The organism is Pseudomonas sp. NS1(2017), assembly GCF_002269425.1.
Taxonomy (GTDB): domain Bacteria; phylum Pseudomonadota; class Gammaproteobacteria; order Pseudomonadales; family Pseudomonadaceae; genus Aquipseudomonas; species Aquipseudomonas reactans.
Genome location: NZ_CP022960.1, coordinates 5036240 through 5050804, shown reverse-complemented (window position 1 = coordinate 5050804; position 14565 = coordinate 5036240). Strand labels below are relative to the sequence as shown.

Sequence of the window (14565 nt, the reverse complement as noted above, 5' to 3'; positions counted from 1 at the left end):
GTTTTTCGCGAGCAAGCTCGCTCCTACAGGGGGTGTGCACATTTATGAAGCGCGGCGCACCAGTTGGAGGCGCTGGGAAAGTGTTTTGGGATGCTTAATGGATGCCAGCAGCGTTGCTGCGGGGAGTCCGACGGCTTGGCACAGACCCTGCAAGCTCCCCCATAACCCACTTCGGTCAACGACGATCGACACAGGGGCAATAGCGGAGAATCCGGCGCAGTCGCCCGATCCGAACCCGCATAAGAACAGGCAAAGACGCCTGGAACCGCAAGGTTTCAGGCGTTTTTTTTTGCTTTTTTAAACCGTGATGAGCTTTGTCGGGTGCTTACTATGAACCATCTCAAAACCTTGATCGTCGTCGGCAATGGCATGGTCGGCCACCACTGTGTGGCGCAATTGATCGAGCGCGGCGCGCTGGATCACTACCGTTTGCATGTGTTCAGCGAAGAGCCGATGCGTGCCTATGACCGGGTGCATCTGTCTGAGTATTTCACTGGCCGCGATGCCGAGTCGCTGGCCTTGTCCGACGCCGCGCTGTACCAGACGCCGGGTGTCACCCTGCATCTCGGCGTACCGGTGCTGGAGATCGACCGCGCCCGCTGCGAGGTGATCACCGCTGAGGGCTGCGTCGCCTATGACAAGCTGGTGTTGGCCACCGGCTCCTATCCGTTTGTGCCACCTATCGAAGGCGCCGAAGGCGATTCGCGGTTGGTGTATCGCACCCTTGAAGACCTGGACGCAATTCGTAAGGCCGCCGCCAATGCGAAACGCGGCGTGGTAGTGGGCGGCGGCCTGTTGGGCCTGGAAGCCGCCAACGCCCTGAAAAGCCTCGGCCTTGAGGCCCATGTGGTGGAATTCGCGCCGCGCTTGATGCCGGTGCAACTCGACGACTTTGGCGGCCTGGCACTCAAGGCGCAGATCGAACGGCTGGGCGTGGGCGTGCATTTGTCGCGCGCCACCCAATCCATCAGCGCGGGCGAGCAGTACCGCTACCGCATGAATTTTGCCAATGACGAGTTCCTTGAAACCGACCTGATCGTATTCTCCGCCGGTATCCGCGCCCAGGATGCACTGGCCCGCCAGGCCGGCCTGGACATCGGCCCGCGTGGCGGTGTGGTGATCAATGACGAATGCCTGAGCATCGACCCGAACATTTACGCGATTGGCGAATGCGCGTCCTGGAACGGCAGCCTGTTCGGCCTGGTCGCGCCGGGTTACCAGATGGCCCGTGGCGTTGCCGCGCTGCTGTGCGCGCAAACCGCCGAGCCGTTTGTGGGTGCCGACATGTCGACCAAACTCAAGTTGCTCGGCGTCGACGTAGGCTCCATCGGCGACGCCCATGCCCACACGCCGGGCGCACGCAGCTACCAGTTCATCGACGAAGCCAGCGCCAGCTACCGGCGCCTGGTGGTGGATGCGTCGGGCAAACATGTGATCGGCGCCGTCTTGGTGGGCGACAACAGCTACTACGACACCCTGCTGCAATACATGCAAAACAGCATCACGCTGCCGTCCGAGCCGGCCAGCCTGATCCTGCCGTCGTCCAGCGGCGCACCGACGCTCGGCCCCGGCGCGCTGCCGGAATCGGCCACCGTCTGCTCCTGCCATAACGTGACCAAAGGCGCGATCTGCTCGGCCATCGACGGCGGCTGCAGCGACCTCGGCCTGCTCAAAGCCCAGACCAAGGCCTGCACCGGTTGCGGCGGCTGCGCTGGCTTGCTCAAGCAGGTGTTCGAGCATGAGCTGATCGCCCGTGGCGTCAGCGTCGACAAGAGCCTGTGCGAACACTTCGCCTACACCCGGCAGGAGTTGTACGCCCTGGTGCGCGTCGAAGGCATCCTCGCCTTCGATGAACTGCTGGCCAAACACGGCCGTGGTCACACTGGCTGCGACGTGTGCAAGCCGGCGGTGGGCTCGATCCTGGCGTCGTGCTGGAACCAGCCGATCATGGATGCGTCGCTGGTGCCGTTGCAGGACACCAACGATACGTTCATGGCCAACATGCAGAAAAACGGTACCTACTCGGTGGTGCCGCGTATTCCAGGCGGCGAAATCACCGCGGATAAACTCATCGTGATCGGCGAGGTCGCGAAGAAATACGACCTCTACACCAAGATCACCGGTGGCCAGCGCATCGACCTGTTTGGTGCACAACTGCACGAACTGCCGGATATCTGGAGCGAACTGATTGCTGCCGGGTTTGAAACCGGGCACGCCTACGGCAAATCCACGCGTACGGTGAAATCCTGCGTGGGCAGCACCTGGTGCCGTTACGGCGTGCAGGACAGCGTGAAAATGGCGCTGTTGATCGAGGACCGCTACAAGGGCCTGCGCTCGCCGCACAAGCTCAAGTTCGCAGTGTCCGGCTGTACCCGCGAATGTGCTGAAGCCCAGAGCAAAGACGTGGGCGTGATCGCCACCGAGAAAGGCTGGAACCTCTACATCGCCGGCAACGGCGGCATGCGCCCACGCCATGCGGAGCTGTTCGCCACCGACCTGGATGACGCCACGCTGATCCGCTACATCGACCGCTTCCTGATGTTCTACATCCGCACCGCCGACAAGCTGCAACGCACCTCGGTCTGGCGCGAAAGCCTCGAAGGCGGCCTGGACTTCCTCAAGGACGTGATCCTGCACGACAGCCTGGGCCTCGGCGCAGAGCTGGAAGCGCAGATGCAACTGGTGGTCGACCGCTACGAATGCGAATGGGCCAACGCCCTCGCAGACCCGGAAAAACTCAAGCGCTTTCGCACCTTCGTCAACGACAAACGCCCCGACCCGGACATCCACTTCGTCCAGGAACGCGGCCAGCGTCGGCCAATCATGGCCGCCGAACTCAACCTGATTCCCGTCACCGAGGAGATTGCCTGATGAGCCAAGCCAACCTGCAACGCAACCTGGCCACCTGGAAAGGTGTGTGCAGCGAGACCGACCTGGTGAGCAATTCCGGCGTGGTGGTGTGGCTGGACGGCGCGCAAGTGGCGCTGTTCTACCTGCCGGGTGCGCAGGACCAGACGTTGTTTGCCATCGACAACCATGACCCGGAATCCGGCGCGAATGTGATCGGACGCGGCTTGATCGGCAGCATCAAGGGTGACCTGGTGGTGGCGGCGCCGATCTACAAGCAGCATTACCGGCTCGAGGATGGGCAGTGCCTGGAGGCTCCTGATCAGAGGCTGCGGGTTTGGCCGGTGCGGTTGAACGCTGGGGTGGTGGAATTGGCATTGGATTGATGCTGTGTGGCAAGCGGGCTTGCCCCGCTTGCCACAGGAAACGTGCATGGCCTTAGGAAATGCCCTTCGTCGCACGCACCGAGTCATCCTTGATATCCTCGGCAAACTTGCGCATCAGCCGCACCAGATTGTCGAAGTCGCCTTCATCCCAGGTGGAGAAGATCGACACACCGATCCTCTCCCGCGCGTCATCGACGCGGTCAGTCATGGCTTTGCCTTTCTCGGTAATCACCGACTCGCGTACGCGGCGGTCGACTGCGCTTGCCTGGCGCAGAACCAAGCCCAGGCTTTCCAGCTTCGCCACCTGCCGGCTCACGGTGGTGTAGTCACGGCCCACGCGGTCAGCCAGTTCGACTACGCCGATCGGACCCAACCTTTCCACCAGCACCAGCAGCGGAAACAGGGCGCGATCCAGTGAAATTCCGGCTTCGCGCACCATCGCTTCGTCGCGCTGCGGGCGGTTCATCACCCCCACGATCTCAACCAATGAACCATGCAGGTCACGCAGTTGGGCGGATATATGTGCGTTTTGCACATTTTTAATTGACACGGTGTTCGCCTCTCTTAATATGTGCGTATTGCACATATAGGTGATCCAGTATGAAAGCGCAATTCGCTGTCGATGTACTGATTTGCGGTGCCGGTGCCGCCGGCCTGACCTTGGCGATCGACCTGGCGAGAAGGGGTATCACTTTTCGACTGATCGAAAAAAATGCGCATCCCTTCCAGGGTTCACGCGGCAAAGGTATCCAGCCAAGGTCTCAGGAAGTGTTCGAAGACCTGGGGATTCTCGACCGTCTGATGGCAGTGGGTGGAGTCTATCCGACTGACCGGCGCTACCGCGACGATGGCAGCTACAGCGAAACAGAATTCACCGAATCCAAGGCGTCGATGCCCGCCGAGCCTTACCGACAACCGCTGATGGTGCCGCAGTTTTTGACCGAGCGCGTGATGCGCGAGCGTCTGCTTGAGTGGGGGCATCAGCCTGAATTTGCTTGTGAACTGGTTGGGTTTGAGCAGGACGGCAACGCAGTCACCGCACGGCTGATCGGCAACGCAGGTGAAGAACACATCCGTGTGCGTTGGTTGGTGGGTGCTGATGGGGGGCGCAGTTTTGTTCGACACGCCCTGGATATCGGCTTTCCCGGCAAGACCCTAGGCGTACGCGCTTTGGTGGCGGATGTCGAACTTAGCGGCCTCACGCGTGATGCCTGGCACCGTTTTGGTGACGGCGACATGCAGCGCCAGATTGCGATATGCCCCCTGGCCGGCACCGATCTGTTCCAGATTCAGGGGCCGATTCCCGCGGATCTTGACGTCGATTTCAGTGCCGAGGGGCTCACCGCAATCATCGCCCATCGCACCGGTCGCGCCGATATCCAGGTGCACGCGGTGTCTTGGTCGTCGGCCTACACCATGAATGCCCGCCTGGCGGATCAATACCGCGTGGGGAGGGTGCTGCTGGTGGGGGACGCCGCCCATATCCATCCACCCACCGGCGGCCAGGGCCTGAATACCAGCGTGCAGGACGCTTACAACCTGGGCTGGAAGCTGGCGGCGGTGGTACAGGGGGCACCTGATGATTTACTGGATACCTATGAAGCGGAGCGTCGGCCTGTCGCCGCTTGCGTGCTTGGTTTGTCCACCCAACTGCTGGGTGAGATGAAGAACGGCGAACTGCGTCGGGGCAGGGAAGTGCATCAGTTGGATATTGCCTATCCAGAGTCCTCGCTGGCGTTGAAGAGCCCCGTGCGTAAAGGCGTTGCAGCGGGCGACCGGGCGCCGGACGCGCCGGTCCTAGGTGCCGCTGGACAGGCGTTGCGGCTGTTCGATCTGTTCAAGGGAACGCACTGGACGGTGCTCGGTTATGGCGTGGCGCGCGGGGTGGTGCCTGCTCGGCCGGGCGTGCATGTCCATATAGTTGGACCTGAGGGTGACGTGCTCGACGACCAGGGCTACGTTAAACATGCCTACGAACTGGCGATGGGCGAGTGGGTGCTGGTGCGGCCTGATGGGTATATCAGTGCGATGGGGTCGTCAGCGAATACCGATGTCCTGGACGCTTACCTTCAGCAGGTTTTGCCGTATGCGCAAGGTGGATGGCAGGGCTTGAAATCGCGTTAAGATGCCGCCTGGACTTCAGGTTGATCAAGGATTTTGCATGGCGCTTATCACCGAACGTGTAGCACAGGCCCGTAGCGGCACCAACGACAAGGTTATATGCCGCATGGCCTCGGGCTGGGCGGTCATGGGTGATGTACAGTTTCTCCCTGGTTACTGCCTGCTGCTACCTGACCCGGTCGTTGCCAGCCTGAACGACCTGGACACCGAAGCCCGCACTGCCTACCTGCTGGACATGGCCCGCCTTGGCGATGCGGTGTTGCAGGCCACCGGTGCGTTGCGCATGAACTACGAAATTTTGGGCAATTCCGAGCCGGAGCTGCATTGCCATCTCTTCCCACGCTATGCCTCGGAGCCGGACGACAAACGCACGATGCCGGCGTGGTTTTATGACTGGAAAAACGCACAGCCGTATGCGGAGGTCGACCACGGGGAGATGCGCAAGACGATTGCGCAATTGTTGAAAACGACGCCATCGGCCTAAGAAAGGGATGGATTCAATGCGCGAACGAAAGGCGTCACGCCTGCTGGTGATCAACCCCTCCCAGGAGGTGCTTCTGTTCAGGTTCGTCCATAAAGACGGACCATTGGCCGGGCAAAATTATTGGGCTACGCCTGGCGGTGGCGTAGAGGCTGGTGAAACCTTCGAGGTGGCTGCAATACGCGAGCTGCGTGAGGAAACGGGAATCAAGGTTGACACTGTTGCGGCGCCCATCGCGGACCGCAAGGTTCCCTTGATGTTGCCTTGCGGGGAAACGGTGTTGGCGATTGAGCAGTATTACGTGGTTCACGCACCCGATGAGGCACTGTCAAAAGCGGAATGGACCGCCCATGAGACTCAGGTCATGGCGGATCATCGTTGGTGGTCTGCCAATGCGCTGCGCTCTACCGAAGAGACAGTCTGGCCGCAATCACTGATCGATATGCTTGTGAAAGAGGGCGTTTTTCAACCCGCTACCTGACCGTCGCGGTCAACCATGAACCAGAATTTCGTCGGTCTTCATCACGGCGGCATAGTCCATCGCCAGGTTGCTCAGCGACAGCGCATGCACGTCTTCAGCAGGCCACAGGCGCCCGGACAAATCGGTTTGGTCGAAGGTGTAGCACGCATCCGAAACCACCGTCACCGCAAAACTAAGGTTGCCGCCGGAGCGTGCCGTGGCCTCGACCGAGTTGTTGGTGATCACGCCGACGATCACCAGTTGCCGGATCCCGCGTGCATGCAGCCAGCGTTCCAGCCCTGAGGCGACGAAGGCATCCGGAACGTTCTTTTCGACCACATGTTCATGCGCCAGCGGTTGCAGCGCGGGCTGGAATTCGCAACCCGGTTGACCCGGCCAGAACACCGAATCGGGCGAGCGGGACATGTGCCGGATGTGAACAACAGGGCGGTCGGATTGACGCCAGGCTGTCAGCAGACGCTGTATCTGCACTTCGGCGTCGGGGTTGTTGCGTCGACCTAGCTTTGGCTGGTTCATACCTTGCTGCATGTCGATGATCAGCAGTGCAGCGTTGCTGGTTAACGGTTGCATGGCACCTCCTTTTGCGGGTGAGGCCCGAAACATACCACGACGGTAAACGGTCATGAAGGTTGGGTTTACTTGAAGGACATTGACGGAATAAGGATTAGATCAATGATTCGCAAAGCGTTACCTGGCGACGCCAACGCCATCGCCCAGGTGCATATCCGCAGTTGGCAGGCAGCCTATCGTGACCTGATGCCTGCCGAGTTCTTGAATGGCTTGGACGCAACGCTGGCCCGGCGAGAATCCTTCTGGGTTCGCTCGATTGAGTCGGGGGAGTCCGATGTGTGGGTCGCGGAGCTGGACGGGCACGTTGTCGGCTGGATATCGGTCGGTGCCAGTCGTGACGAAGAAGCTGCCGGAGCAAACACCGGTGAGGTCATGGCCATTTATGTTTTAGCCCGGTATTGGCAAGCCGGCGTTGGGCTGGCGTTGTGGAATGCGGGCCTGCAGTTCTTGATAGAGCAAGGGTATGAGTGTTTGACGCTTTGGGTGTTGAGCCGTAATGAAAGAGCTGTCCGATTTTATCGCAGGGCGGGCTGCGTAGCGGATGCAGGGAGTGAGCGCACTCTTCAGCGGGGCGGCGCAACACTGGAGGAAGTGCGGTATCGGTTAATCTATGCTGCACAAAAAGGGGAGGTCCATGACGGAACATGAATTATTTTGGCAGATTTAATTGAGCGTCGCCGTAGTAGGTACGCTTGGGGCACTTATGAATGACTCGGTTGAGGACTATTGCCTGTGAGTATTGACCTGTGAGGATACTGAGCTGGTCCAGCTGTAGCCAGAGAGGCTAGGTATCTACGATTTCTTACATTCAGGAGCGCACGCTCATGACCGACCGCTTCCGACCCTTTGCTGCCGGTCAGCATCGTCAGAAACCGTGCAGTGATAAGTTCGTGCCGCGTGGATGAAGTGGGTGCGCTTGCATACTTGCTTTAACTCTGCGCTCAGCTAATCTGATCCTAGCCAAAAAACGAGTCGTAAAAGGAGTTGTCGCCTTGAACCTATCTCTTCGCACCTTCCCTCAAGAACTCAGCCATAAGCGTCAAGTGCTCCAGTAGCAGCCTGTGCTCTAACTTATAATGTTAATAAAGTTATGCTGAAACTATAGGTTTACCCAAAACCATGTTGATGGTTCGACTACATGATTTAGAGATAAAGCATAAAATCAAGCCACAAAATCAAAGAACTTTAATTTTTACTGGCGAGGATAAATACATGCAGCAGAATATTACATCAGTCCAGAAAGTTTGCTTCAGCATAAACAAAAGCAATCCGCCACAGCTCTCCGTCACAGCCGCAGGAACTGTCAACTCAAGCGGGTGGAATGATGGGGAGTTAATTGCAAGGGTCTATGTGACGCCACCACAGGATGGTATTCAAGAGTTTGATTTTGTTGCAAAAATTCCAGACGGAGTGGTTTTATGGGTTATGTCCCCCATATCTGGCGATGCTACAATCAAAATGGAGCCGTGGATGGAAGGAGTGCGCGTGTACTCTGCAACAAATTTTGTGGCCACACTACTAAGCGAAGGAGCTTGCGCTGTTGGGCAAGGCACCTTGGAACAGCACTACCTGCATACTTCCACCTATACTCCCAACACGCTAGGCACGCCCCCGTTAGTGTTGTACGGCCCGAAAGATCCACGTCTGGCTGGTGGTAATGGGAATGCAAACGGCCGCCCCTGACCTTCCTTAGTAAAGCGTCACAAAAAAACGTTATTTCTCACCAGGGTGTAAAGCGGCGCATGGGTTTAATTTAAATGCACCGTTTTACGCCAATCAATTCAACTTTGTTTTTGCTATTTTAGACGCTGCTCCTGTCCGCTCTGACAGGAAACGATTGATCGACTTCAACCTCGGATGACGACCGGCTGCATTGGGCCGAAAGCGGCCGAAAGCGGCCGAAACCGAGTGCTCTGCAAGAAGCTCACGGAAAGTCTGTATGCCAGGGTCAGAGTCCATGGCTCCGTATCTGCGACTGACGTGATAGCCCATATTTACCTCGTGTGTTCAGGTGGGATTTAGCGCATTCACATACGCACGAAACATATCAGCCATCCCCTCGGCATAAACCGCGATCTCTTCAGCCGTTCGCGGACTGTTGGAAAACTCCTTCCCCACTGAACTGAGCGTGGTCAGGATCAAATCACTGGCCAACGTACGCGTGTCAACCGACACCTCAGGCAACAACTCCAGCATGAATCCCTTGAACGCCTGGCGTCCCGCCGCGCGCACCTCCAGGGCCTCCGGCGCGTCACGGTAGATCGGCGCCGCATCGTTCAGCGCCCCGCGCATCTGCGCTTCTTCGCATTCTGACTGGATAAAGGCGTGCACCACGCTACGCAAACGTTGCAGCGGCGTCTCGTCGTGGTTTTCCAGGATGCCGCGCAGCATCTGGGTGGTCTGCTGCCACTCATCACTCTGCAACCGGAACAGAATCGCCGCTTTGTTGGGGAAGTACTGGTACACCGACCCCACGCTCACGCCAGCCTTTTCCGCGACCCGTGCGGTGGTGAAACGGGTGGCGCCTTCCTTGGCCAAAACCTGAATAGCCGCCTGCAGAATCGCCGCCACCAACTCGGTGGAACGAGCCTGTTGCGGCTGTTTGCGCGTGGAAATACGTGGGGTCTGGCGGCTGGTCATTCGGGGCTCCTGAAGCAAGGCTAATGCGAATAGCGAAGGATGCGAATCACTCGCATACTTTTAATGCGACGAATTAGTCGCATCTTAGTCCCAACTCACTGGAAATCAATTATGTCGAGCCTGACCACCGCGCCTCTGGCGCCCCTGATTGAACGTCTTTACGCCCAGGCCGATGCGGCCACCAGCCCGCTGCTGAACTCGGTCTCTCAGGCAGAACGCGAACGGCTGATGCACAGCAAAACCGAGTATGTGGCGCTGTATTCGATGCTCAAGGACCTGTGGCTACCCGTGTCGCAGGACACCGGCAAACTGCTCTACATGCTGGCGCGCAGCAACAAGGCGCGGGCGATTGTCGAGTTTGGTACTTCATTTGGGCTGTCGACCTTGTTCCTGGCTGCCGCGCTGCGTGACAACGGCGGCGGTGTGCTGATCGGCAGCGAATTCGAAGCCTCGAAGATCGCCCTGGCGCGCGAGCATTTCATCGAAGGCGGCGTGAGCGACCTGATCCACATTCGTGAAGGTGACGCGCTGGTGACCCTGGCCAGCGACTTGCCGGATGTTATCGATCTGTTGCTGCTGGACGGCGCCAAGACGCTGTATGGCGACGTGCTGAACCTGGTGGAAAACAACCTGCGTCCTGGCGCATTGGTAGTCGCGGACAACACCGATTATTGCCCTGAATACCTGGCCTATGTACGTGCCCCGGAGAACGGCTATTTGTCGGTGCCGTTTACCGATGACATCGAACTTTCAATGCGCCTGGGCTAATCGAGGACTCAACTCATGCATGTATTTGTCACGGGAGCCACCGGCTGGATCGGCTCCGAAGTGGTCAAGGACTTGATCAATGCCGGCTACCTGGTGACCGGCCTGGCTCGTGCCGATGATAAGGCGCGGGCGCTTGCCGCCACCGGCGCCAAGGTGCTGCGCGGCACCCTGGATGACTTGGACACCTTGCGCCGCGCGGCGTGGACGGCGGATGCGGTGATTCACACCGCGTTCAATCACGACTTCTCGCGCTTTATCGAAAACTGCGAGCAGGACCGCCGGGTGATCGAGGCGTTCGAGTCGGTGTTGAGAGGTTCGGACACACCGCTGATCGTCACTTCAGGCTTGTCCGGCCTGCCACGCGATGCGATCGAGGCAGACCTGCCGAATGCCGCATCGCCACGCCAGTCCGAAGCCGCCGCGAGGGCGCTGGCTGCACGCGGTGTGCGTGCGGCCACGGTGCGCCTGGCGCCGTCGGTGCATGGTGTGGGCGACCACGGTTTTTTGTCGATCCTGATCCGCCTGGCCCGCGAAACCGGCGTGTCTGCGTATATCGGGGAGGGGCAGAACTGCTGGTCGGGGGTGTACCGCACCGATGCGGCGCGAGTGTATCGCCGGGTGCTGGACGATGGTCTGAGCCAAGCGGCGTATCACGCGGTCGCGGACCAGGCAGTGCCGTTCAAGGCGATTGCCGAGGTGATCGGGCGGCGGCTGGGCGTACCGGTGGAATCCCGGCCACGCGAACATTTTGGCTGGTTCGCCAACATGGCCGGTGCCGATATGGCTGTGTCCAGTGAGCAGACCCGTGAGCGGCTGAAGTGGACACCGGTGGGTCCGGGCTTGCTGGCGGACCTTGATCAAGCCGATTACTTCAGGCGCTGAAGGAGAATTTGATGACACAACACAGAACCGTGCTGATGAGTATGTTGCCGATTACGTTGGCGGTGTTCGTCGGTTTCCTGATTATCGGCATGCAGTTGCCCGTGTTGCCTTTGCACCTGAATCAGACATTGGGCATGGGCACGCTGGTGGTGGGCGTGGTGATTGGTGCGCAGTTCGCGGCGGCGTTGCTGTCGCGGGCCTGGGCCGGCAACTTTGCTGATATGCGTGGCCCCAAGCGCGCCATGTTGCTGGGCATGCTGGTGGCGGCCAGTTCGGGGTTGTTCTATCTGGCTTCGCTGGCGTTTGTCGATTCGCCGGTGCTGTCGGTTTGGTTGCTGCTGGCCGGGCGTGTGGTGTTGGCGCTGGGCGAAAGCCTGGTCATCACCGGCTCGATGGGCTGGGGCATGGGGCGGGTAGGGCCACAGAATACCGGTAAGGTGATGGCCTGGATCGGTATCGCGATCTACGCCGCCTTCGCGCTGGGTGCGCCGTTGGGTGTGGCAATCAACAACCAATGGGGTTTCAGTGGGCTGTCCATTGCCAGCTTGATCATGCCGTTGTTGGCGTTTGGCATCGTGATCGGTGCGAAGGGCGTTGCACCGACCAGCCAGCGGCGTACGTCGTTCTACTCAGTACTTGGGGCGGTCTGGCTGCCGGGCTTGGGGCTGGCATTTTCCAGCATCGGCTCTGGCGTGATTGCTGCCTTTGTCGCGCTGCTGTTTGCGTCCAAGGATTGGGGCAATGCGTCGTTTGCGTTTACCGCGTTCGGGATGGCATTTATCGGTGCGCGGATTTTTTTCGGGCATCTGCCGGACAAGCTCGGCGGTGCGAAGGTCGCGCTGGTCTGTGTGTTGATCGAAGCGGCGGGGCAATTGCTGATCTGGGGCGCGAATGACCCGTTGATGGCGTACCTGGGCGCAGCGCTCACTGGGTTTGGTTATTCGCTGGCGTTCCCAGGGTTTGGAGTGGAAGCGATCAAACGCGCACCACCGCACACCCGTGGGCTGGCAATGGGCGCGTATGTGGCGTTCCTCGATGTTTCCCTGGGCATCGCCAGTCCGTTGGCTGGGGCTTTGGCTGGGGCGGCCGGGGTGGCATCGGTGTATTTGGCAGGTGCCGTCGCGGTGGCGCTGTCGGGGTTGGTCGCTTGGGCGTTGCTGGCAAAAAAACCGTTGCTCAGCGCTTGCTGAACGCCAGCCGTGCAGCGAACAACACAAAGATCAGGCCGGTGGTGCGGTCCATCCACTGGATGACCTTTTCACGGCGCAGGAAACCGGAAAGCGGTTGTGTAGCACCGATCAATACCAGCGACCACACCAGGCCGAGCACCACATGGATGCTGACCAGACCGAACGTCCAGAGGATCAGGGGCTGGCCTTGGGGAATGAACTGCGGCAGGAAGGACACGTAGAAAATCCCCACCTTGGGGTTGAGCACGTTGCCCAGCATGCCCTTGATAAACCAGTTGCCGGCAGGTTTGCCCTGCACCTCGGTGCCTGCCAATGAGCGGCGTGGGCGCAGCAACATGTTCAAGCCCAGCCAGGCCAAGTACGCGGCGCCGCAGTACTTGAGCAGGTTGAAGGCAACTTCCGACACCGCAATCAACGCACCCAAGCCAAAGGCAACCGCTGCGCCCCACAGTAGGCAACCGGCGTTGATCCCCAGCGTGGCTTGCAACGCCTGGCGCTTGCCTTCCACCGTGGCGGTCCTGAGTACCAGCGCCGTATCGAGGCCGGGCGTGAGCGTCAGCAGCGTGGCGGCGAAGGTGAAGGCGAGGAGGTTGTCGGTGATGGAAATGGGCGGGATACATGCAAGGGGCGTGGGAGGACGTTAACCCAAGCCGGGTCGCCCCGCAAAGAGGCGAACCTGCTTAAGGGGTATCAGCGATTGAACCGCTCTACCAACGCATACTGGGTGGACGCGTTGTTCGTCAGCTCCTTGCTCAGGTCTGTGGATTGATGGGCTTGTATCGACGTCTGGTCAGCCAGTTCGGCGATGGTGGTGATGTTGCGGCTGATTTCCTCGGCGACCGCGCTCTGTTCCTCGGTGGCGGCGGCGATCTGGGTGGTCATGTCAGTGATATGGGACACCGCTTCGCTGATACCGACCAGCGCCTGGTCCGCCTCCAGCACCCAGGCCACGCCTTCCTGGGCCTGGCGTTGGCCGTGTTCCATGCTTTGCACGGCATTGTTGGAGGACGCTTGCAGTTGGGTGATCAACCCGTGGATCTGGGTGGTGGACTGGGACGTGCGTTGTGCCAGTTGCCGCACTTCGTCGGCCACCACGGCAAAACCACGGCCTTGCTCGCCGGCACGCGCCGCTTCGATGGCGGCGTTGAGGGCCAGCAGGTTGGTCTGGTCGGCAATGCCTTTGATCACGTCCACCACGCTGCCGATTTCGTCGCTGTCCTTGGCCAATTGCGCCACGGTAGCGCCGGTTTCGCTGACCACCGCAGACAGGCGCTCGATCGCCTCACGGGTGTCGCGAGCCACTTCGCGGCCGCGCCCGGTCAGGACGTTGGCTTGCTGGGTGGCGTCGGCGGTGCGTTGCACGTGGCTGGCGACTTCCTGGGTGGTGGCGGCCATCTGGTTGACAGCGGCCGAGACCTGTTCGGTTTCGACGCGCTGGCGGTCCAGGCCCTTGGAGCTGGCGGTGGCCAACTGATCGGATTGCCCGGCCAGGGCGCTCAGTTGCTCGGCGCTGTCCTGCAGGCGGGTGAGGCAGGTCTTCAGACGTGCGTTCTGGCTGAGAAACGCCGTTTCCAGACGTGCCTGTGGCCCGCTGGCGTCGCTGTACATCTGCGCGATCAAGGCATCCGAGGTCGAGGGCTCCACACCGTGCAACAGACGCAATGTGCTGCCTTGACGCGAGCGTGAGCAGAGCACGCCCACCGGGATTGCGACTGCAACGGTCACAGCAATGGCGACGGGCGCGCTAAGGAAGATACCGGCGAAGCTGCCGACAAGCCCGGTTGTCACATACGGCACACAACTGATGGCCGCCGGCAGCCAGGCATCCTGCCGAGGAACGGCCGGTTTGCCTTGGCTGATGCGGCGGTACAGGGCCTGGGCCCGACGGATTTCATCCGCGGTGGGCTTGACCCGCACGGACTCGAAACCCACGACTTTGCTGCCATCGAATATGGGCGTGACGTAGGCGTTGACCCAATAATGGTCGCCGTTTTTCGAGCGATTCTTGACGATACCCATCCAGGGCAGGCCTTGTTTGAGCGCACTCCACATGTGCGCAAACACGGCGGGGGGCACATCGGGGTGACGCACGATGTTCTGCGGGGCGCCAATCAAATCGGCGCGTTCAAAGCCGCTGATCTCGACAAAGGCATCGTTGCAGTAAGTGATGACACCTCGGACATCCGTGGCGGAGATGAG

The 14565-nt window shown here is 60.0% G+C and carries 15 protein-coding genes; 10 read left to right on the top strand and 5 right to left on the bottom strand.

Annotation, left to right across the window (positions count from 1 at the left end):
- The first annotated feature begins 330 nt into the window (after positions 1-330).
- Positions 331-2871 carry a nitrite reductase large subunit NirB gene (gene nirB / locus CI807_RS23550; RefSeq protein ID WP_095016446.1) on the top strand — a complete coding sequence of 847 codons (2541 nt, stop codon included), beginning with the start codon at positions 331-333 and terminating at the stop codon, positions 2869-2871.
- A complete protein-coding gene (nirD, locus tag CI807_RS23545) occupies positions 2871-3233 on the top strand; it encodes a nitrite reductase small subunit NirD (RefSeq protein ID WP_095016445.1) in 363 nt (120 codons plus the stop codon). Before nirB ends, nirD begins: the two co-directional genes overlap by 1 nt.
- 52 nt (positions 3234-3285) lie before the next feature.
- Here the strand turns inward: nirD and CI807_RS23540 are convergent, their stop codons facing one another.
- Positions 3286-3783, bottom strand: a complete 498-nt coding sequence (locus CI807_RS23540) for a MarR family winged helix-turn-helix transcriptional regulator (RefSeq protein WP_038849624.1) — start codon at positions 3781-3783, stop codon at positions 3286-3288.
- Positions 3784-3833: 50 nt separating this feature from the next.
- Here CI807_RS23540 and CI807_RS23535 point away from each other — a divergent pair, with 50 nt between their 5' ends.
- From CI807_RS23535 to CI807_RS23525, 3 genes are read left to right on the top strand one after another with little or no spacing between them, the layout of a single operon-like run.
- The gene (locus CI807_RS23535; protein ID WP_095016444.1) at positions 3834-5357 is read left to right on the top strand and encodes an FAD-dependent oxidoreductase; all 1524 of its coding nucleotides are present in this window, start codon (positions 3834-3836) and stop codon (positions 5355-5357) included.
- A 37-nt stretch (positions 5358-5394) separates the two neighbouring features.
- Positions 5395-5838, top strand: a complete 444-nt coding sequence (locus CI807_RS23530) for an HIT family protein (protein WP_095016443.1) — start codon at positions 5395-5397, stop codon at positions 5836-5838.
- Positions 5839-5854: 16 nt separating this feature from the next.
- Positions 5855-6316: an NUDIX hydrolase gene (locus tag CI807_RS23525; RefSeq protein ID WP_095016442.1), complete on the top strand. Its 462-nt coding sequence runs from the start codon at positions 5855-5857 to the stop codon at positions 6314-6316.
- Between the two features lie 9 nt (positions 6317-6325).
- Here the strand turns inward: CI807_RS23525 and CI807_RS23520 are convergent, their stop codons facing one another.
- Positions 6326-6886: a cysteine hydrolase family protein gene (locus CI807_RS23520; RefSeq protein ID WP_095016441.1), complete on the bottom strand. Its 561-nt coding sequence runs from the start codon at positions 6884-6886 to the stop codon at positions 6326-6328.
- Positions 6887-6988: 102 nt separating this feature from the next.
- On the opposite strand from CI807_RS23520, the gene CI807_RS23515 reads away from it, so the two are divergent.
- Both CI807_RS23515 and CI807_RS31510 read left to right on the top strand, forming a co-directional pair.
- Positions 6989-7534, top strand: a complete 546-nt coding sequence (locus tag CI807_RS23515; protein ID WP_095016440.1) for a GNAT family N-acetyltransferase — start codon at positions 6989-6991, stop codon at positions 7532-7534.
- Between the two features lie 471 nt (positions 7535-8005).
- A complete protein-coding gene (locus CI807_RS31510; protein WP_177409599.1) occupies positions 8006-8569 on the top strand; it encodes a hypothetical protein in 564 nt (187 codons plus the stop codon).
- A 324-nt stretch (positions 8570-8893) separates the two neighbouring features.
- On the opposite strand, the gene CI807_RS23505 is transcribed toward CI807_RS31510, so the two are convergent.
- A complete protein-coding gene (locus CI807_RS23505) occupies positions 8894-9526 on the bottom strand; it encodes a TetR family transcriptional regulator (RefSeq protein WP_095016439.1) in 633 nt (210 codons plus the stop codon).
- Positions 9527-9637: 111 nt separating this feature from the next.
- Here CI807_RS23505 and CI807_RS23500 point away from each other — a divergent pair, with 111 nt between their 5' ends.
- From CI807_RS23500 to CI807_RS23490, 3 genes are read left to right on the top strand one after another with little or no spacing between them, the layout of a single operon-like run.
- Complete coding sequence (locus CI807_RS23500; protein ID WP_095016438.1) at positions 9638-10294, top strand: O-methyltransferase; 657 nt, start codon at positions 9638-9640, stop codon at positions 10292-10294.
- Between the two features lie 15 nt (positions 10295-10309).
- Positions 10310-11176 carry an SDR family oxidoreductase gene (locus CI807_RS23495; protein ID WP_095016437.1) on the top strand — a complete coding sequence of 289 codons (867 nt, stop codon included), beginning with the start codon at positions 10310-10312 and terminating at the stop codon, positions 11174-11176.
- An 11-nt stretch (positions 11177-11187) separates the two neighbouring features.
- Complete coding sequence (locus tag CI807_RS23490) at positions 11188-12366, top strand: arabinose transporter (protein WP_095016436.1); 1179 nt, start codon at positions 11188-11190, stop codon at positions 12364-12366.
- On the opposite strand, the gene CI807_RS23485 is transcribed toward CI807_RS23490, so the two are convergent.
- Together CI807_RS23485 and CI807_RS23480 are read right to left on the bottom strand one after the other, a co-directional pair.
- The gene (locus CI807_RS23485; protein WP_095016435.1) at positions 12353-12973 is read right to left on the bottom strand and encodes a LysE family translocator; all 621 of its coding nucleotides are present in this window, start codon (positions 12971-12973) and stop codon (positions 12353-12355) included. The two genes, CI807_RS23490 and CI807_RS23485, sit on opposite strands and share 14 nt — an antisense overlap.
- 83 nt (positions 12974-13056) lie before the next feature.
- Positions 13057-14562, bottom strand: a complete 1506-nt coding sequence (locus tag CI807_RS23480) for a methyl-accepting chemotaxis protein (RefSeq protein WP_371858016.1) — start codon at positions 14560-14562, stop codon at positions 13057-13059.
- Between the last annotated feature and the right edge of the window lie 3 nt (positions 14563-14565).